The sequence below is a fragment of the Pseudorhizobium endolithicum genome (genome assembly GCF_902153245.2).
GTDB classification, from domain to species: Bacteria; Pseudomonadota; Alphaproteobacteria; order Rhizobiales; family Rhizobiaceae; genus Neorhizobium; species Neorhizobium endolithicum.
This window is the reverse complement of the sequence record NZ_CABFWF030000001.1, coordinates 239,446-258,655: the sequence shown is the minus strand read 5'-3', so window position 1 is coordinate 258,655 and position 19,210 is coordinate 239,446. Positions and strand designations below refer to the sequence as shown.

Genomic DNA, 19,210 nt, shown 5'->3' with positions numbered 1-19,210 from the left:
GATGCTCATCTGGCTTGTGGAACTGGCGGATTCGTTCCAATTCTTCAATCTCTTCCGGTACATCACGTTCCGCACCGGAGCCGCTCTCTGTACCTCCGCTCTGATCGTCTTCCTGTTTGGCCCCGCCATGATCTCATCGCTGAGGGTAAGGCAGGGCAAGGGACAGCCGATTCGGGCCGACGGGCCGCAGACTCATTTCAAGAAGGCCGGAACGCCGACCATGGGCGGCCTGATGATTCTCGCCGGCATTGTTGGCGGCTCGCTGCTCTGGGCGGATCTCTCCAACGTCTATGTCGTGGCGACCCTCCTGGTCACGCTCGGCTTCGGCGCGATCGGTTTCTACGATGACTACCTGAAGGTGACGAAGCAGACGGACAAGGGCTTTTCCGGCAAGGCCCGGCTGGGGATCGAGTTCGTCATCGCGGCAATCGCCGTCTTCTTCATGATGCAGGTCGCGTCGGCGACGCAGCAGGCGGGCAACCCGGATCTTTCCTCTTCGATCGCTTTCCCCTTCTTCAAGGACTTTCTGGTCGACCTCGGCATCTTCTTCGTGCTGTTCGGCGCCTTCGTGATCGTCGGTGCCGGCAACGCCGTCAACCTGACCGACGGCCTGGACGGGCTTGCCATCGTGCCGGTGATGATCGCCGCCGCCTCCTTCGGCGCGATCGCCTACCTCGTCGGAAACGGCGTGTTCGCCAACTATCTGCAGATCAACTTCGTGCCCGGCACGGGCGAACTCGCCGTCATCCTCGGCGCGGTGATCGGCGCCGGCCTCGGCTTCCTCTGGTTCAACGCTCCGCCCGCCGCCATCTTCATGGGCGACACCGGATCGCTGGCGCTGGGCGGCTTGATCGGCTCCGTTGCGGTCGCCACAAAGCACGAGATCGTCATGGTCATCATCGGCGGCCTGTTCGTCATGGAGACGCTGTCGGTCATCATCCAGGTCGGCTTCTTCAAGCTGACCGGCCGGCGTGTCTTCCTGATGGCGCCGATCCACCATCATTTCGAAAAGCTCGGCTGGACCGAGAGCCAGGTCGTGGTGCGCTTCTGGATCATCGCCGTCGGACTGGCGCTTCTCGGGCTGTCCACCCTGAAACTCCGGTGAGCCGCCCATGATCCCGGTCACCACATTCGCGGGAAAGAAGGTCGCTCTCTTCGGCCTTGGCGGCTCGGGGCTGGCGACGGCACGGGCGCTCGTGGCAGGCGGTGCCGAGGTCGTGGCCTGGGACGACAATCCCGACAGCATCGCCAAGGCGGCGGCCGCTGGCATTCCCACGGGCGATCTTCGCGGCATCGACTGGCCGGCGCAGGCTGCATTCGTGCTCTCGCCCGGCGTTCCGCTGACGCATCCGAGGCCGCACTGGAGCGTCGACCTTGCCAGGGCCGCAGGGCTGGAGATCATCGGCGACATCGAGCTCTTCGTACGCGAGCGTCGGGCGCACGCGCCCGACTGCCCTTTCATCGCCATCACCGGTACCAACGGGAAATCCACGACGACCGCATTGATCGCGCATATCCTGAGGACCAGCGGCCGCGACACCCAGCTCGGCGGCAATATCGGAACGGCGCTCCTGACGCTCGATCCACCAAAGGCCCGACGGTACTATGTGGTCGAATGCTCTTCCTACCAGATCGATCTGGCCCCGACGCTGAACCCGACTGCGGGATTACTCCTCAACCTTACGCCGGACCATCTCGACCGTCATGGGACGATGCAGCACTATGCGGACATCAAGGAGCGGCTGGTGGCAGGCAGCCGGACGGCGATCATCGGCATCGACGACAGCTTTTCGTCTCTGATCGCGGATCGGGTGGAGCGGGCCGGCGTGCGTGTCCGCAGGATTTCGAAGCGCAATCCGCTGGCAGAGGGCCTCTATGCGGAGGGAAGCCGGATCATCGAGGCGCAAGGCGGAACTGCGGCGGCGTTCGCCGACCTTGCCGGGATGGACACACTGAAGGGCAGCCACAATGCCCAGAACGCTGCCGCTGCCATCGCCACCTGCCTGGCGGTGGGTGTCGGCGCCGAGGAAATCCGCGCCGGCCTCCGCTCCTTCCCGGGTTTGAAACATCGCATGCAACCGGTCGGACGGCGCGCGCAGGTGGTTTTCATCAACGATTCCAAGGCGACCAATGCGGAGGCCGCCGCCCCGGCGCTTTCCAGCTACGACCGTATCTACTGGATAGCGGGCGGGCTTCCCAAGGAAGGCGGGATCGCAAGCCTCGCACCACTCTTTCCGCGTATCGTCAAAGCCTATCTGATCGGAGAGGCAGCTCCGGCGTTTGCTGCAACGCTCGGTGAACAGGTCCCTTACGAGATCTCGGGCACCCTCGAACGCGCCGTGGTGCATGCGGCTGCGGACGCTGCCGCGGACGGGGGAGATTCGGCGGTAATGCTCTCGCCGGCCTGCGCCAGCTTCGATCAGTACAAGAACTTCGAGGTCCGCGGAGATGCCTTCGTGAGCCATGTTGCCGCGCTCGACGGCGTCACGATGCTGGTCGAGACGAAGAAAGGGGACTGACTATGGTAAGCCGCGCCGACCGGGGACCGCTGGCGGACTGGTTCTGGACGATCGACCGCTTCTTCCTGGCGGCTTTCATCCTGCTGATGGGCATCGGCTTCATGCTGTCCTTCGCCGCATCTCCGCCGGTCGCCGAACGGCTCGGGCTGGACAGCTTCCACTTCGTCGAACGCCATGCCGTCTTCATCGTGCCGTCGCTGGTCGTCATGATCGGCTTGTCGTTCCTGACGCCGCGGCAGGTCCGGCGCACGGCCATCATCCTGCTTGCCGTCTCATTGATGATGATGGTGCTCGCCCTGTTCTTCGGCGTCGAGGTGAAGGGATCGCGGCGCTGGATCTCGATCGGCAGCTTTTCCATCCAGCCTTCGGAGTTCATGAAGCCGGCCTTCGTGGTGGTCTGCGCCTGGCTCTTTGCCGAGCATGCGCGCCAGCCCGAAATTCCGGGAAATCTCTTCGCCATCATTCTCTTCGGCATCGTCGGCGCCCTGCTCGTGGCGCAGCCCGACCTCGGCCAGACCATCCTGACCTCGGTCGTCTGGGGGGGCATGTTCTTCATGGCCGGAATGCCCTGGTTGTGGATCATGGTGCTCGGTGCCTTGGGGGTCGGCGGCTTCGTCACCGCCTACTACATGCTGCCGCACGTCGCCGGCCGTATCGACCGCTTCCTCACCGGCGAGGGCGATACTTTCCAGGTGGATACGGCGCGGGATGCCATCATCCGCGGCGACTGGTTCGGCCAGGGGCCGGGCGAGGGCATCGTCAAGCGTATCATCCCCGACAGCCATACCGACTTCATCTTCTCCGTCGCGGCCGAAGAATTCGGCATCCTGTTCTGCATGGTGCTGGTGGCGATCTTCGCCTTCATCGTCCTGCGGGGGCTGAGCCATGCCTTCAGGGAGCGCAACGACTTCGCCCGCTTCGCCGTCGCGGGCCTCGTGTTGCAGATCGGCATGCAGTCGATGATCAACATCGGCGTGAACCTCGAACTGATGCCGGCGAAGGGCATGACGCTGCCGCTGATTTCCTACGGCGGCTCGTCCATGATCGCCATCTGCGTCACCGCCGGCTTCATCCTCGCGCTCACCCGTCATCGCCCGGAAAAGCGGGCACAGGAGCGCAGCCTCTTTCGCGTGGCCGGCGTCCCGGCGGAGTAGATGATGAGCAAGGGCATTATCCTGCTGGCGGCCGGCGGTACCGGCGGCCATCTGTTTCCGGCAGAAGCGCTGGGCCACGAATTGAAGGCGAGGGGCTATTCCGTGCATCTCGTCACGGACAGCCGTGCGGAACGTTTTGCCGGTACGTTTCCCGCCGAAGAGATCCACGTCGTCCCGTCCGCCACCTTCGGTTCCAAGAACCCGATCGCGCTGCTGCGCACCGGCTGGACGCTTTGGAGCGGCCTGCGAGCCGCCCGGCGGCTGATCGGCCGGCTGAAGCCGCTCGCAGTGGTCGGTTTCGGCGGTTATCCCACCGTCCCGCCGCTGCTCGCCGCGACGTCGATGGGCGTTCCGTCGGTCATCCATGAGCAGAACGCGGTCATGGGACGTGCCAACAAGGCGCTTGCATCGCGGGTCCAAGCGATCGCCGGCGGCTTCCTGCCCGAGGGGAGCGGCGCGCATGCGGACCGAACAGTCATAACCGGAAACCCGGTGCGCCCTGCCGTGCTCGAGGCTGCAAAGACGCTTTATCGGCCCTCGGCCGAAGCCCAGGAATTCAAACTCCTGGTGTTCGGTGGCAGCCAGGGGGCGCAGTTCTTCTCCAAGGCCATTCCTGCGGCTGTCGGCCTGCTGGAACCGGAGGAGCGTGCGCGTCTCACCGTCATCCAACAGGCGCGTACCGACGATGCCGGTGCCGTGGCCGAGGCCTATCGCAGCCTTGGCGTTCCGGCCGAAGTCTCGCCCTTCTTCGGCGACATGGCCGAACGCCTCGCGGGCGCCCATCTCGTCATCTGCCGCTCCGGCGCCTCTACGGTGTCCGAAATCGCCGTCATCGGCCGGCCGGCCGTTCTCGTGCCCTATCCCTACGCGCTCGACCATGACCAGGCTGCCAATGCCGCGGCGCTGGTGGCGAAGGGCGGGGCAGAGGTGGTGCCGCAGTCGGAACTGTCTCCGGAGCGTCTCGCGGCCATCCTTTCGTCGGCCATGAAAGAGCCTGAGCGGCTGCAGAAGATGGCGGCTGCCGCCAAACAGGCCGGGCATCCCGATGCTGCGGCCTTGCTCGCAGAGCTGGTTGTGGCTATTTCCCGCCGTCAATCGGTCGTGGAATTCAAAGGAGAGCATTCATGAAGATGCCGAAAGCCATCGGACTCGTCCATTTCATCGGCATCGGCGGCATCGGCATGAGCGGCATCGCCGAGGTGCTCCACAACCTCGGCCATCGCGTCCAGGGTTCCGACCAGTCGGACGGTGCCAATGTCCAGCGGCTTCGTGAAAAGGGCATCCCCGTTTTCGTCGGGCATACCGCCGACAATCTCGGCGATGCCGAGGTGGTTGTGGTATCGACCGCCATCAAGAAGAACAATCCGGAACTGATCGCGGCCCGCGAGAAATTCCTGCCGGTGGTCCGCCGCGCCGAGATGCTTGCGGAACTGATGCGCTTCCGCAACGCGATCGCCATCGGCGGCACCCACGGCAAGACGACCACGACGTCGATGGTCGCAACGCTTCTCGAAGCCGGCGGACTCGATCCTACGGTCATCAACGGCGGCATCATCAATGCCTACGGCACCAACGCCCGCATGGGCGAGGGCGAATGGATGGTGGTGGAGGCCGACGAATCGGACGGAACGTTCCTGAAGCTGCCTGCCGACGTGGCGGTGGTCACCAACATCGACCCCGAGCACCTGGACCACTACGGCAGTTTCGACGCAGTGCGCGCCGCCTTCCGGCAGTTCGTCGAGAACGTGCCGTTCTACGGCTTCGGCGTCCTGTGCATCGACCATCCGGAGGTGCAGGCGCTGGCGGCGCGGATCGAGGACCGCAAGATCATCACCTACGGCGAAAATCCGCAGGCGGATGCGCGCTTCTCGAACATCCGCATGGAGGGGACGAAGGCCATCTTCGATGTGGAGATCCGCCGCCGGCGGACCGGCCGGGTGTTCACCTTCAAGGATCTCGCGCTGCCGATGCCCGGCCGCCACAACATCTCGAATGCGACGGCAGCCATCGCGGTCGCCAACCGGCTCGGCATAGCGGAAGAAGACATCCGCAAGGGGCTGGCGGCCTTCGGCGGGGTCAAGCGTCGCTTCACGCTGACCGGCACCTGGAACGGCGTTTCGGTCTTCGACGACTACGGGCACCATCCGGTAGAGATCAAGGCCGTCTTGCGCGCCGCCCGCGAATCTTGCTCCGGCCGCATCATCGCCGTCCATCAGCCGCACCGCTTTACCCGCCTTTCCAGCCTCTTCGAAGAATTCGCCACCTGCTTCAACGATGCCGACAGCATCATCCTGGCGCCCGTCTACGCGGCCGGCGAAGAGCCGATCGAGGGCGTCGATTCCGAAGCGCTGGTCACCAAGATCCGCGCGGGCGGCCATCGTGACGCCCGCTACATCACCGGTCCGGGCGATCTCGCGCCGATTGTCGCGGGCATTGCGAAGCCGGGTGATTTCGTGGTTCTTCTGGGAGCCGGTAATATAACCCAATGGGCAGCGGCTCTGCCCAGGGAACTGGAAAGCATTTCGGGACAGTCGGTATGAAACAGGTAAACGGGGAAAAACTGCTGGCGTCTCTCGGAGATCGCGTCAACGAACTTCGCGGCCGGTTGACGCCGGATGCCCCGATGGATCGCGTCACCTGGTTCCAGGCGGGAGGCCTTGCGGAACTGATGTTCCAGCCGCACGACGTCGACGACCTGGTGACCTTCCTGAAGATCCTGCCGGATGACGTTCCCCTGACGGTGGTCGGCGTCGGATCCAACCTTCTGGTCCGCGACGGCGGCATTCCCGGCGTGGTGCTGCGGCTGTCGGCGAAGGGCTTCGGGCAGGTCGATCTCGCCGGCGAAAACCGCATCCAGGCAGGCGCCATCTGCCCGGACAAGCACGTCGCTGCCATGGCGATGGACAACGGCATCGGCGGCTTCGCCTTCTACTACGGCATTCCCGGCTCGATCGGCGGGGCGCTGCGCATGAACGCCGGCGCGAACGGCACGGAGACGGCCGACCGGGTCGTCGAGGTGCATGCGGTCGACCGGCAGGGCAACCGGCATGTGCTGACGAAGGCCGACATGGGCTACGGCTACCGGCAGTCGAAGGCGCCGGCGGGACTGATCTTCACCCATGCGATCTTCGAAGGATATCCGGAAGACCGGGCGACGATCCGGCAGGAGATGGACGCGGTCCGCCAGCACCGCGAGACGGTCCAGCCGGTCAAGGAGAAGACCGGCGGCTCGACCTTCAAGAACCCGGAAGGCCACTCCGCCTGGAAGCTGATCGACGAGGCCGGCTGCCGCGGACTCGTCTGCGGCGGTGCGCAGATGTCCTCGCTCCACTGCAACTTCATGATCAATACCGGCCATGCCAGCGGCTACGATCTGGAATATCTGGGCGAGACGGTTCGGCAGCGCGTCTTCGAACACTCCGGAATCAAGCTCGAATGGGAGATCAAACGGCTCGGGATATTCATGCCGGGCAGGGAGGTGAAGGCCTTCCAGGGGAGTAACCTCGGAATAGCCCGGCATATTATGCAAAGCGAATAAAAGGCTGCCATACCAGCGAGTTGGCGGCCTTTTTTCATGCGACGAATCCGATTCAGGCAGCCGTGCCGAGTAGTTGAAATTCCACGCCTTTCCGGCTCCGGTTAACGAAAGTAAACGGTTTGTTAACCATATGCGGTCAGTATCGGCCTCAACGCCGCATGGGACTGGAATCGCATCAGGAACAGGTTGGCGCAAGCAAGCTGGGGCAAGGATGCGTACTTTTTCCGGAGGTCGTCGATGAGTGGCAAGCATGTGGCTGTTCTGATGGGAGGGTTTTCCTCCGAGCGGCCCGTAAGCCTGTCTTCCGGAAAGGCTTGCGCCGAAGCGCTCGAGGCGGAAGGCTTTCGCGTCACTTGTGTCGATGTGGATCGCAACATTTCCTCCTTCCTGGCCGATCTTCGCCCCGACGTCGCCTTCAACGCCCTTCACGGTCCTTTCGGGGAAGATGGCGCCATCCAGGGCGTCCTTGAATATCTGCAGGTTCCCTACACCCATTCGGGCGTGCTGGCCTCGGCTCTGGCCATGGACAAGGGGCGTGCCAAGCATGTTGCCGAGGCGGCGGGAATTCCCGTGGCTGAGGCACGGGTGATGAGCCGTTTCGACATCGGCAGCCCTCATCCCATCGATCCGCCCTATGTCGTGAAGCCGGTCCGGGAGGGCTCCTCCTTCGGTGTGGTGATCGTCAAGGAAGATCAATCCCATCCGCCTCAGGTCCTGCTGTCGGACGACTGGCGGTATGGCGACGAGGTCATGGTGGAGCGTTATGTCTACGGTCGCGAGCTCACCTGCGGCGTGATGGGCGACCAGCCTCTCGGCGTCACCGAAGTGGTCCCGACCGGCAATGCCTTCTATGACTACGACGCCAAGTACGCGGCAGGCGGCTCGAAGCACATTTTACCGGCGCCGATTTCACCGAATGTTTACCAAAAGATCCAATCCTTTGCGCTCAAGGCGCACCAGGCGATGGGCTGCCGCGGCGTGAGTCGATCCGACTTTCGCTACGACGACCGTCTCTCGGAGGACGGCGAGGTGATCTGGCTGGAGGTCAATACCCAGCCTGGCATGACGCCCACCTCGCTGGTGCCTGAAATGGCCGCGTATGCCGGCCTCTCGTTCGGTGATCTCGTCCGTTGGATGGTGGAGGACGCATCGTGTCTTCGGTGAGCGGCAAAAGGGCCGTAGGTTCAGGGAAGCAGGCGCCGCATGCCTATGCCGGCGGAGAGGATCGTCGCGTCCTGCCGCGTCCGCTCCGCCGTGTCGTCCGCTTCACCGTCAGTCTCGCGATCGGCCGCGTCCATATTCCCCGTCACGTCGGGACATTCTCTACCTTCGCCTTTCTGGGGGCTGTCGCCCTTTACGGCATGTCGGTCGGCGGCCATACCGAGACGGTTGCCCAGGCGGTGACGGCATCCGCAGGTTTTGCCATCGAGGACGTTCGGGTCTCGGGCAATGATCAGACTTCCGAGATCGATATCCTTCAGCTTCTCGGCCTCGACGGCACCACGTCGCTTGTCGCACTCGATATTGAGGCCGCCCGCAGGAAGCTTTCGGAACTGCCCTGGGTCGAATACGCGGAAGTCCGAAAGGTCTATCCGAAGACCATCGAGGTGATGCTGAAGGAGCGTCAGGCCTTCGGGATATGGCAGCACGGCTCGGAACTTTCCCTGATCGAGCGGAACGGCAACATCATCGGGCCGCTCCGCGACGGCAAGTTTGCCACGCTGCCCCTGTTCGTCGGGCGCGAGGCCGAGACGAAGGCGGCGGCTTTCGAGCAGGAACTGGCCGGCTGGCCGGAACTGAAGAGCCGCGTGAGGGCCTATGTGCGCGTCGCCGGCCGCCGGTGGGATCTGCACCTGGACAACGGCATCGTGTTGAAGCTGCCCGAGCAGGGCGTGCAGAAGGCGCTCGCCGTCCTGTCGCGGCTCGATGCGGAGCAGGGGATACTGGAGCGCGACATCGCCGCCGTCGATCTTCGGCTGGACGATCGCACCACCGTCCAATTGTCTCAGGGGGCGATGGAGCGGCGCAAGGAAGCGCTCGAGGCGCGGACCAAGGCACTCAAGAAGGCGGGAGCGCAATCATGAGCCTCTTCGGTTCGGGTCATTTCCTGCCGCGCCTCAAGCCGTTGTCGTCGAAGCGCAGCCATGTCGTCACCGTCCTCGACATCGGATCGACGAAGGTCGTCTGCATGATCGGGCGCCTGACGCCCCGCCAGGAGAGCCTGGTGCTGCCGGGCCGGACGCACAATGTCGAGATCATCGGTATCGGCCACCAGCGTTCGCGCGGCGTCAAGTCGGGCGTGATCGCCGATCTGGATGCGGCCGAGAGCGTCGTGCGGCTCGCTGTTGACGCGGCGGAGCGGATGGCCGGGCTGACCGTCGACAGCCTGATCATCAATATTTCCGCCGGCCGTCTCGCCAGCGACGTCTACACCGCGACCATCGATCTCGGCGGCCAGGAAGTTGAAGGCGCCGACCTCCGCAAGGTCCTTGTTTCCGCAAGCCAGCAGTCGCAGCGGCAGGATCGGGCGATCCTCCATTCGCTTGCCACCGGCTACTCGCTCGACGGCGAGCGCGGCATTCGCGACCCGCTCGGCATGTTCGGTGATCTTCTCGGTGTCGACATGCATGTCGTGACGGCCGAGCGTGCCATGCTCAAGAACCTGGAACTCTGCGTGAACCGCGCCCATCTCTCCGTTGAGGGCATGGTCGCGACCCCTTACGCCAGCGGCCTTGCGGCCCTGGTCGATGACGAGGTGGAATTGGGCTGCGCCGCGATCGACATGGGCGGCGGCACGACGACGATTTCCGTCTTCGCGGAAGGCAAGCTCGTTCACACTGATGCGATCAGCCTCGGCGGTCATCACGTGACGACGGACCTTGCGCGCGGTCTTTCCACGCGCATCGAGGATGCCGAGCGTCTGAAGGTGGTGCATGGTTCGGCGCTCGCCAACGGCGCCGACGAGCGCGACATGATCTCCATCCCGCCGATCGGGGAGGACGACCGGGACCTGCCGACGCAGGTGCCGCGGTCTCTGGTGACGAGGATCGTCCGTGCCCGCATCGAGGAGACGCTGGAACTGATCCGCGACCGGATCCAGAAATCCGGCTTCAGCCCGATCGTCGGAAAGCGCGTGGTGCTGACGGGAGGCGCGAGCCAGTTGACGGGATTGCCGGAAACGGCACGGCGGATTCTCGCCCGCAATGTCCGGATCGGACGTCCGATGGGCATTTCCGGGCTTCCGGTCGCAGCCAAGGGCCCGGCATTCTCCACGGCGGTGGGGCTGATGATCTATCCCCAGGTCGCCGACATGGAGACGCACGCCTCCCAGGGTGGGCTGATCTCCTCGCTCGGCAACGGAAGCGGCCGGCTGGCCCGAATGGGCCAGTGGCTGAAGGAGAGTTTTTGAGTTTTGGCGCTCAGCCCCGGATGGGGCCGCGTCATGAAGAATGGCAAGAAAATCGGCCGGCGGCGATGCGGCCTGAGACAAAAAGGAACCTACCCATGACCATCAAGCTGCAGAAGCCCGACATCACAGAGCTGAAGCCCCGCATCACCGTCTTCGGTGTGGGCGGCGGTGGTGGCAACGCCGTGAACAACATGATCTCCGCCGGGCTCGAAGGCGTCGACTTCGTCGTCGCCAATACCGACGCCCAGGCGCTGACGATGACGAAGGCCGACCGCATCATCCAGATGGGCGTGCAGGTCACCGAGGGTCTCGGGGCCGGTTCGCAGCCGGAAGTTGGCCGCGCCGCCGCCGAGGAATGCCTGGACGAGATCGTCGACCACCTGAACGGTACCCACATGTGCTTCGTCACTGCCGGCATGGGCGGCGGGACGGGAACCGGTGCAGCTCCGGTCGTGGCGCAGGCGGCCCGCAGCAAGGGCATCCTCACCGTCGGCGTCGTCACCAAGCCCTTCCACTTCGAAGGCCAGCGCCGCATGCGTCTGGCGGAGTCCGGCATTCAGGAACTGCAGAAGTCGGTCGACACCCTGATCGTCATCCCGAACCAGAACCTCTTCCGCATCGCCAACGACAAGACCACCTTTGCCGACGCCTTCGCGATGGCCGACCAGGTGCTCTATTCGGGCGTCGCCTGCATCACCGACCTGATGGTCAAGGAAGGCCTCATCAACCTCGACTTCGCCGACGTCCGCTCGGTGATGCGCGAAATGGGCCGCGCGATGATGGGCACCGGCGAAGCCTCCGGCCCCGGCCGCGCCATGCAGGCCGCGGAAGCCGCGATCGCCAACCCGCTCCTCGACGAGACCTCGATGAAGGGCGCACAGGGTCTGCTGATCTCCATCACCGGCGGTCGCGACCTTACGCTCTTCGAAGTCGACGAAGCCGCGACCCGTATCCGCGAAGAAGTCGATCCGGACGCGAACATCATCCTCGGCGCTACCTTCGACGAGGCGCTGGAAGGTCTCATCCGCGTTTCCGTCGTGGCAACCGGCATCGACCGTGCGGCAGGCCACGGCGATCACCGCATCACCGACACCCGTCCGGCAGCCGCCGCCGCCCGCCCGGTGATCCGTCCGTCCGCGGCCGTCGCCCCGGCACAGGTGGCGCCGCAGCCGGCACCGGTCATGCAGGCACCGAAGGCCGTTGATCCCGTCGCCGAGACGATCCGTCAGGCTGAGGCCGAGATGGAGCGCGAGCTGGCGATTGCCGAACCGATCCGGCAGGCCGTGCCTCAGCCGGCAGCACCGCAGCCGGTCGCACAGGCTGAGCCGGAATTCCGGCCGCAGAGCCGGATCTTCGCAGCCGCTCCCGCCGAAGCGCCGATGCTCCGTCCCGCCACGGCTCCGGTAATGCATGCCCAACCGGTCCAGGCTGCGGCACAGCCCGCGCCGCGGATGGTCCAGCCTGAGCCGGCAGCGCCGTCGATGGTCATGGAGCCGGTTCGCATGCCGAAGGTCGAGGACTTTCCGCCGGTCGTGAAAGCCGAGATGGATCACCGCGCCCACCAGGTGCAGCATGTGCAGGAAGAGCGCGGCCCGATGGGGCTCCTCAAGCGGATCACCAATTCGCTGGGCCGCCGCGAGGAAGACGAGCAGGTTTCCGCTGACATGACGGCCCCGGCGCCGTCGGCGGCATCGCAGCAGCGCCGCCCGCTCTCGGCCGAGGCAAGCCTCTACGCACCTCGCCGCGGTCAGCTCGACGACCATGGCCGCGCGGTCCCGCAGGCCGGCCTCCACCACGAGGACGACCAACTGGAGATCCCGGCGTTCCTGCGCCGCCAGCACAACTGAGCCACGGCGGTCAAGCGATGGGAGGCAAGGTCCGGAACCCTGTTCCGGGCCTTTTCCCGCTTTTGTGACATGGACGCGAAAAGGCAAGCTATTACGCGGGGTTGGCACGTAACAATCCGAAACGAACAGTGATTTGGAATGTCCCGCCGGCCTGCGTAGAAGAGTAGTGAAAGCCATGCCCCGCGACGTGCGGGCGGGCACGAGAACAGGGGATCGGTCGCTATTGCGGGCCGGTCCATGAAAAGGCAAGAGAATGACGATCGGACTTTTGGGTTTCCAGGCCACCATTGCAGCCCCCGTGACCATGACGGGCATCGGTGTGCATTCGGGATCTCCGGTTAGCATCACCTTCCAGCCCGCCGAAGCCGGCACAGGCATCGTCTTCAGCCGCAATCTCGACGGTGGCAGCTCGGTGGAATACCGCGCCGTCTCCTCCCATGTCGGCCCGACCGATCTCTGCACGGTGCTCGGCAGTTCCCCGGCGAAATGGGTTGCCACGATCGAGCACGTGATGGCCGCGCTCTACGCCCTCGGGATCGACAATATCGTTGTGGAGGTCGACGGGGCCGAAATGCCCATCATGGACGGCAGCTCCTATCCGTTCATCGAGGCTCTGGAGCAGTCCGGCATCGTCAGCCTCGGCGTCAAGCGGCGCTATATCCGCGTGACAAAGCCGGTCCGCATCGATGCCGGTGCGTCCTGGTCGGAGTTCCGGCCCTATGACGGTACCCGCTTCGAGGTGGAGATTGACTTCCCGACGCCGCTGATCGGCCGCCAGAGCTGGAAGGGCGACCTGACGGCTGCCTCCTTCAAGGAAGAACTTTCCCGCGCCCGCACCTTCGGGTTCATGCGCGATGTCGAACGCCTGTGGGCAGCCGGCTATGCGCTCGGCTCCTCGCTTGAGAATTCGGTCGTCATCTCGGACGACGATACGATCGTCAACGTCGAAGGCCTGCGTTACGAAGGCGACGAGTTCGTCCGGCACAAGACGCTCGATGCCGTGGGCGATCTCGCGCTGGCGGGTGCGCAGTTCATCGGCTGCTACCGTTCCTACCGGGGCGGGCACAAGATGAATGCCAATGCGCTGAAGGCACTGCTGAGCGATCCCACCGCCTACGAGATCGTCGAGGCGCCGGTGCGCAGCAATCGCGTCCGCGCGGTGGAATTCGTGCGGGTGAAGGAACCGGAACTGACGGGCGTCTTCGCCTGATCCAATCGATCCAGTCCAACTGGCCGCTCCTCGGGGCGGCCTTTTCTTTGGTCCGGCAGGTCAAGGTCGGGATGCCCTCGCCACGGACGAAGCTGCCGGGCGGAACCTGCCACAAAATTGCGTTAATGCCCCCGCATTGCGTTGCTCCGCGCGTGCTTGTAAGGCTAGAAGGCCATCTCGAGCAGCGGCATCTTTGCGCGGGACGATCAGGAACTGTCGAATGACTTATGCGAGGTCTGTTGGAATGAGAAGAACGGCGAGGATTGCCTTCGTGTCACTGGCCCTGGCCTGCACGGGCATCGCAGTGACCGCCTGCCAGTCCGACAAGGATATCGACATCACCAAGCTCGGTTTCGAGACGGACCCGCCGGAGACGCTCTACAATCAGGGCCTGGCCAACATGAAGGCGGGTAACATCGCCGAAGCCAGCCGCAAGTTCGATTCGATCGACCGCCAGCATCCGTTCACCGAGTGGGGCCGCAAGGCGCTGGTGATGAGCACCTTCGCCAAGTATCGCCTCGGCCGCAACGACGACGCGGTGGCGACAGGCAACCGGTACCTGAAGCAGTATCCGAATTCGCAGGATTCGGCATATGTGCAGTATCTGGTGGGGCTTTCCTATTCAAAGCAGATCCGGGACGTGACGCAGGACCAGCGTCCGGCCAACCAGACGATCGAAGCCATGTCCAAGGTCGTCAACGATTATCCCGACTCCGAGTATGTTGAGGATGCTCAGGCGAAGATCCGCTTCGCCCGCGACCAGCTTGCCGGCAAGGAGATGCAGGTTGGCCGCTACTATCTGGAGCGGAAGGAATATCTGGCGGCGATCCAGCGCTTCCGGTCCGTGGTCGAGCGTTACCCGAACACCAACCAGATCGAGGAAGCGCTCGCACGCCTGGTGGAAACCTACTACGCGATGGGGATCGTGGAAGAGGCGCAGACGGCCGCCGCCGTGCTCGGCCGCAACTATCCGGACAGCCAGTGGTACGCCGATTCCTTCAAGCTGCTGCAGACGGGCGGTCTGGAGCCGCGTGAAAACCGCGGTTCCTGGATTTCTCGCGCCGGGGCAAAGCTCATCGGGGCCTGATCGTGCTGATCCAGCTTTCGATCCGCGATATCGTCCTGATCGAGCGGCTGGATCTCGCCTTCGAATCCGGCCTTTCGGTTCTGACCGGCGAGACGGGCGCCGGCAAGTCCATCCTCCTCGACAGCCTGTCGCTGGCGCTCGGGGGGCGGGGCGACGGCGGGTTGGTGCGCCACGGCGAGGAGAAGGGGCAGGTGACGGCCGTCTTCGACGTCCCCACCCAGCATCCCGTCCGCGGGATCCTCCGCGACAACGGCATCGATGACGACGGGGACCTGATCTTCCGCCGAATCCAGAATGCCGACGGGCGCACCCGCGCCTCGATCAACGACCAGCCCGTCAGCGTCCAGTTGATGCGGCAGATCGGCCAGGTGCTGGTGGAGATCCACGGCCAGCACGACGACCGGGCGCTCACCGACACGAACACCCACCGTACGCTTCTCGATGCCTTCGCCGGGCTTGCGGAGGAGGCACAAGGTGTTGCCGGTCTCTATCGCACCTGGAAGGACGCCGAGCGCAGCTTCAAGGCGCACCGCGCCAAGGTCGAGGCAGCCGCGCGGGAAGCCGATTACATCCGCGCTTCCGTCGAGGAACTGGAGGCCTTGAGCCCACGCGACGGCGAGGAAGACGAGCTTGCCGAGCGGCGTTCGCAGATGCAGAAGGCCGAGCGCATCGCCGGGGACATCTCGGAGGCCTCCGATTTTCTCAACGGCCACGCCTCGCCGGTGCCGCTCATCGCCTCCATGGTGCGGCGGCTGGAGCGCAAGAGCCATGAGGCGCCGGGCCTGCTGGAAGAGACGGTCGAGCTTCTCGACGCGGCGCTGAACAGCCTGTCCAGCGCGCAGATGGAGGTGGAGGCCGCGCTGAGGAAGACGGAATTCGATCCGCGTGAGTTGGAGCGGGTCGAGGAGCGCCTTTTCGCGCTACGCGCCGCCGGTCGAAAATATTCGGTCGCCGTCGCCGACCTGCCGGCCCTGGCGGAAAAGATGGTCGCCGACCTTGCCGATCTCGATGCCGGCGAGGAGAAGCTCGGGCAGCTGGAAGCGCAGGCCGCGACTGCCAAGGCTGCGTACGACATCGCAGCGCGGGCGCTGTCCGAGAAGCGGCGCCATGGCGCAAAATCGCTCGCGGACGCGGTGATGGCGGAGCTTCCGGCCCTCAAGCTGGAGCGCGCCCGTTTCATGGTGGAGGTAGCGAGCGATCCGGAGGCGGCGACCGCCGAAGGCATGGACACGGTGGAGTTCCACGTCCAGACCAATCCCGGTACGCGTCCCGGCCCGATCATGAAGGTCGCCTCCGGCGGAGAGCTCTCCCGCTTCCTGCTCGCCCTCAAGGTGGCGCTCGCCGATCGCGGCTCGGCGCCGACGCTCGTCTTCGACGAAATCGATACCGGCGTCGGCGGGGCGGTGGCGGATGCAATCGGCCAGCGGCTGAAGCGGCTGTCGGAGAAGGTGCAGGTGCTCTCGGTCACCCATGCGCCGCAGGTGGCCGCCCGCGCTGCCACGCACCTGCTGATCTCCAAGGGTCCCGCAGGTGAGGGCTCGGAGAAGATCGCCACCCGCGTCGCCACCATGGCGCCGGAGCACCGGACGGAGGAAATCGCCCGCATGCTCGCCGGCGCATCCGTGACCGACGAGGCTCGCGCGGCGGCCGCGCGCCTGCTGGCGGGAAGCGGCTGACGGCCTCCATGCGGCTTTTCCACTTCAGCGATGATCCAGCCATTGCGCTCTTCGAGCCGCGGCCGGTCCGGGTTCCATCCATGCGTCCGGCGGGCCGGGAGTGGCTAAATGGTCCTCTCGTCTGGGCGATCGATGAAGCGCACGATTTCATGTACCTCTTTCCGCGGGAGTGCCCGCGTATCCTGGTTTGGGCGACGGTTCTTTCGACGGAGCACGACCGGCTGGCCTGGCTGGGCCGCTGGCGGGCTGCGGCCTATGTCGAGAGGAGGTGGCTGGAGCGGCTGGAAGCCCAATCGATCTATCGCTACGATATGCCGCCGGAGGAGTTTGAGGATGTCGATGACGCCGGAATGTGGATAGCTCGCAACCCGGTCATTCCCCTTGGAAGGCTGGGTCTTTCCCAACTGGATCGGCAATTCGTGCCCCGCGGCGTGGACCTTCGTGTCGTCGAAAGCCTGAAACCTCTGAAAGATCTTTGGAATACCAGCCTCCATGCGAGCGGCATACGCCTGCGCAATGCGTCCGACTGGAATTAGCGCCGACTGATCCGTCTCTTCCCATCTCCCGGAATTGCACTAAAAAAGCGACTCCATCTCCGGAGTGACTCTCATGGCGGACGCGCACACACCAGTTGAAACGTTGAGCGAAGAGCAGGCGGCGGCCGAGCTGGCCTTCCTTGCCTCCGAGATCGCGCGTCACGACGAGCTCTACCACAGCCACGACGCACCGGAGATCTCGGATGCCGACTACGATGCCCTGAAGCGGCGCAACGACGCGATCGAGAAACGTTTCCCGCATCTGCGTCGCGCCGACAGTCCATCGCTGCGGGTGGGCGCCGCGCCGCTGCCCACGTTCGCGCCGATCACCCACTCCCGGCCGATGCTGTCGCTCGACAACACGTTTTCGGACGAGGACGTGCGGGACTTCGTGAACTCCGTCTACCGCTTCCTCGGCAAGCTCCCGGACGGCTCGATCGCGTTCACTGCCGAGCCGAAGATCGACGGGCTGTCCATGTCGATCCGCTACGAGAACGGCCGGCTCGCCAATGCCGCCACCCGGGGCGACGGCACGACCGGCGAGAACGTCACCGCCAATATCCTGACCATCAGGGAAATCCCGAACCGGCTTCCGGAGGGCGTGCCGGCCGTCGTGGAAGTGCGCGGCGAGGTCTACATGACGAAGGGCGATTTCCTGGCGCTCAACGAGAAGATGGGGGCGGAAGGCAAGCAGACCTACGTGAACCCCCGCAACACCGCCGCCGGGTCGCTGCGCCAGCTCGACGCCAAGGTGACGGCAAGCCGCAACCTGCGCTTCTTCGCTTATGCCTGGGGCGAGATCTCGGAAATGCCGGCCGATACGCAGATGGGCATGGTCGAGAAATTCAGGGAATGGGGCTTTCCGGTCAATCCGCTGATGAAGCGGCTCTCCTCCGTCGAGGAGATCATCGCCCACTATGCCGAAATCGGCCTGAAGCGTCCCGACCTCGACTACGAGATCGACGGCGTCGTCTATAAGGTGGACCGGCTGGACCTGCAGCAGCGGCTCGGTTTCCGCTCCCGCTCGCCGCGCTGGGCGACCGCCCACAAGTTCCCGGCAGAGCAGGCCTTTACCCGCGTCGAGCGCATCGACATCCAGGTGGGCCGCACCGGCGCGCTGACGCCGGTCGCGCGGCTGACGCCGGTAACGGTCGGCGGCGTCGTCGTCACCAACGCGACGCTGCACAACGAGGACTACATCAAGGGTATCGGCAATTCCGGCGAACGCATCCGCGACGACGTGCACGACATCCGCATCGGAGACACGGTGATCGTGCAGCGGGCAGGGGACGTCATCCCGCAGGTGCTGGACGTGGTCATGGAGAAGCGGCCGGCGGAGGCCGTGCGTTACGAGTTCCCGAAGACGTGTCCCGTTTGTGGCAGTCACGCCGTGCGGGAAAGGAACGAGAAGACCGGCAAGCTCGATTCGGTAACGCGCTGCACGGGCGGCTTCGTCTGCCGCGCGCAGGCGGTCGAGCACCTGAAGCATTTCGTCTCGCGCAATGCCTTCGATATCGAGGGGCTGGGCGCCAAGCAGATCGACTTCTTCTTTGAGGTGCAGGATCCGTCGCTGTCCATCAAGACCGCTCCCGATATCTTCACGCTGAAGAGGCGGCAGGAGGCGTCGCCGCTGACGAAGCTTGAAAACATCGAGGGCTTCGGCAAGGTCAGCGTGCGCAAGCTTTTCGATGCGATCGACGAGCGGCGGTCGATCGCACTGCATCGTTTCATCTATGCGCTCGGCATCCGCCATGTGGGCGAAACGACTGCGAAGCTGCTGGCGCGCTCCTATGCAACCTACGACGCGTTTGAAGACGCGATGCGGGAGGCGGCCGATTTCTCCGGCGAGGCGTGGGAGCATCTGAACAGCATCGAGGGCATCGGAGAGGTGATGGCGCGCGCGATCGTGGAGTTCTTCAAGGAGCCGCGCAATGTCGATGTCATCAGCCGACTGCTGCAGGAGGTGACGCCGCAGCCCGTGGAGCAGATATCCACAAGTGGCAGCCCGGTTGCTGGCAAGACGGTCGTCTTCACCGGCGCGTTGGAGAAATTCACGCGGGACGAGGCCAAGGCTCGCGCCGAAAGCCTAGGCGCGAAGGTCGCCGGCTCGGTGTCCAAGAAGACCGACTATGTCGTCGCCGGCCCCGGTGCCGGTTCCAAGCTGGCAAAGGCGGCCGAACTCGGCGTCCAGGTGATGGACGAGGACGAGTGGCTGGCGCTGATCGGCGGGTGAT

Annotated in this window: 15 protein-coding genes; all 15 read left to right on the top strand. The window is 64.8% G+C overall.

Annotated features, from left to right (window positions below):
* Position 1: 1 nt before the first annotated feature.
* Entirely contained in the window at positions 2 to 1,105 is a 1,104-nt protein-coding gene (gene mraY / locus RTCK_RS01470; RefSeq protein WP_142591063.1) for a phospho-N-acetylmuramoyl-pentapeptide-transferase, read from the top strand.
* A 7-nt stretch (positions 1,106 to 1,112) separates the two neighbouring features.
* Positions 1,113 to 2,519: a UDP-N-acetylmuramoyl-L-alanine--D-glutamate ligase gene (gene murD / locus RTCK_RS01465; protein ID WP_142591061.1), complete on the top strand. Its 1,407-nt coding sequence runs from the start codon at positions 1,113 to 1,115 to the stop codon at positions 2,517 to 2,519.
* 2 nt (positions 2,520 to 2,521) lie between these two features.
* Entirely contained in the window at positions 2,522 to 3,673 is a 1,152-nt protein-coding gene (gene ftsW / locus RTCK_RS01460; RefSeq protein ID WP_142520275.1) for a putative lipid II flippase FtsW, read from the top strand.
* Between the two features lie 3 nt (positions 3,674 to 3,676).
* Positions 3,677 to 4,801 carry an undecaprenyldiphospho-muramoylpentapeptide beta-N-acetylglucosaminyltransferase gene (gene murG / locus RTCK_RS01455; protein ID WP_142591059.1) on the top strand — a complete coding sequence of 375 codons (1,125 nt, stop codon included), beginning with the start codon at positions 3,677 to 3,679 and terminating at the stop codon, positions 4,799 to 4,801.
* The gene (murC, locus tag RTCK_RS01450; protein ID WP_142591057.1) at positions 4,798 to 6,213 is read left to right on the top strand and encodes a UDP-N-acetylmuramate--L-alanine ligase; all 1,416 of its coding nucleotides are present in this window, start codon (positions 4,798 to 4,800) and stop codon (positions 6,211 to 6,213) included. Before murG ends, murC begins: the two co-directional genes overlap by 4 nt.
* Positions 6,210 to 7,211, top strand: a complete 1,002-nt coding sequence (gene murB, locus RTCK_RS01445) for a UDP-N-acetylmuramate dehydrogenase (RefSeq protein ID WP_142591055.1) — start codon at positions 6,210 to 6,212, stop codon at positions 7,209 to 7,211. Before murC ends, murB begins: the two co-directional genes overlap by 4 nt.
* A 237-nt stretch (positions 7,212 to 7,448) precedes the next feature.
* Positions 7,449 to 8,375: a D-alanine--D-alanine ligase gene (locus RTCK_RS01440; RefSeq protein WP_142591053.1), complete on the top strand. Its 927-nt coding sequence runs from the start codon at positions 7,449 to 7,451 to the stop codon at positions 8,373 to 8,375.
* Positions 8,363 to 9,295 carry a cell division protein FtsQ/DivIB gene (locus RTCK_RS01435; protein ID WP_408004494.1) on the top strand — a complete coding sequence of 311 codons (933 nt, stop codon included), beginning with the start codon at positions 8,363 to 8,365 and terminating at the stop codon, positions 9,293 to 9,295. Before RTCK_RS01440 ends, RTCK_RS01435 begins: the two co-directional genes overlap by 13 nt.
* Positions 9,292 to 10,620, top strand: a complete 1,329-nt coding sequence (ftsA, locus tag RTCK_RS01430; protein ID WP_142591049.1) for a cell division protein FtsA — start codon at positions 9,292 to 9,294, stop codon at positions 10,618 to 10,620. Before RTCK_RS01435 ends, ftsA begins: the two co-directional genes overlap by 4 nt.
* Positions 10,621 to 10,715: 95 nt before the next feature.
* Positions 10,716 to 12,467 carry a cell division protein FtsZ gene (gene ftsZ / locus RTCK_RS01425; RefSeq protein WP_142591047.1) on the top strand — a complete coding sequence of 584 codons (1,752 nt, stop codon included), beginning with the start codon at positions 10,716 to 10,718 and terminating at the stop codon, positions 12,465 to 12,467.
* Positions 12,468 to 12,720: 253 nt separating this feature from the next.
* Positions 12,721 to 13,677, top strand: coding sequence for a UDP-3-O-acyl-N-acetylglucosamine deacetylase (gene lpxC / locus RTCK_RS01420; RefSeq protein WP_142591045.1), 957 nt, complete (start codon positions 12,721 to 12,723; stop codon positions 13,675 to 13,677).
* Positions 13,678 to 13,897: 220 nt separating this feature from the next.
* On the top strand, positions 13,898 to 14,764 hold the full coding sequence (locus RTCK_RS01415; protein ID WP_185927868.1) for an outer membrane protein assembly factor BamD: 867 nt from the start codon (positions 13,898 to 13,900) through the stop codon (positions 14,762 to 14,764).
* Between the two features lie 2 nt (positions 14,765 to 14,766).
* Entirely contained in the window at positions 14,767 to 16,440 is a 1,674-nt protein-coding gene (recN, locus tag RTCK_RS01410; RefSeq protein WP_142591042.1) for a DNA repair protein RecN, read from the top strand.
* 8 nt (positions 16,441 to 16,448) lie between these two features.
* On the top strand, positions 16,449 to 16,976 hold the full coding sequence (locus tag RTCK_RS01405; protein WP_142591040.1) for a DUF6886 family protein: 528 nt from the start codon (positions 16,449 to 16,451) through the stop codon (positions 16,974 to 16,976).
* A 73-nt stretch (positions 16,977 to 17,049) separates the two neighbouring features.
* Entirely contained in the window at positions 17,050 to 19,209 is a 2,160-nt protein-coding gene (gene ligA, locus RTCK_RS01400; RefSeq protein ID WP_142591038.1) for an NAD-dependent DNA ligase LigA, read from the top strand.
* Position 19,210: the final 1 nt, after the last annotated feature.

Coding starts and splice junctions, on each gene's coding strand:
- ligA (WP_142591038.1), top strand. CDS start 17,050: ATGGCGGACGCGCACACACCAGTTGAAACGTTGAGCGAAGAGCAGGCG.
- RTCK_RS01440 (WP_142591053.1), top strand. CDS start 7,449: ATGAGTGGCAAGCATGTGGCTGTTCTGATGGGAGGGTTTTCCTCCGAG.
- ftsA (WP_142591049.1), top strand. CDS start 9,292: ATGAGCCTCTTCGGTTCGGGTCATTTCCTGCCGCGCCTCAAGCCGTTG.
- murB (WP_142591055.1), top strand. CDS start 6,210: ATGAAACAGGTAAACGGGGAAAAACTGCTGGCGTCTCTCGGAGATCGC.
- ftsW (WP_142520275.1), top strand. CDS start 2,522: ATGGTAAGCCGCGCCGACCGGGGACCGCTGGCGGACTGGTTCTGGACG.
- ftsZ (WP_142591047.1), top strand. CDS start 10,716: ATGACCATCAAGCTGCAGAAGCCCGACATCACAGAGCTGAAGCCCCGC.
- murC (WP_142591057.1), top strand. CDS start 4,798: ATGAAGATGCCGAAAGCCATCGGACTCGTCCATTTCATCGGCATCGGC.
- RTCK_RS01415 (WP_185927868.1), top strand. CDS start 13,898: ATGACTTATGCGAGGTCTGTTGGAATGAGAAGAACGGCGAGGATTGCC.
- mraY (WP_142591063.1), top strand. CDS start 2: ATGCTCATCTGGCTTGTGGAACTGGCGGATTCGTTCCAATTCTTCAAT.
- lpxC (WP_142591045.1), top strand. CDS start 12,721: ATGACGATCGGACTTTTGGGTTTCCAGGCCACCATTGCAGCCCCCGTG.
- murD (WP_142591061.1), top strand. CDS start 1,113: ATGATCCCGGTCACCACATTCGCGGGAAAGAAGGTCGCTCTCTTCGGC.
- murG (WP_142591059.1), top strand. CDS start 3,677: ATGAGCAAGGGCATTATCCTGCTGGCGGCCGGCGGTACCGGCGGCCAT.
- RTCK_RS01405 (WP_142591040.1), top strand. CDS start 16,449: ATGCGGCTTTTCCACTTCAGCGATGATCCAGCCATTGCGCTCTTCGAG.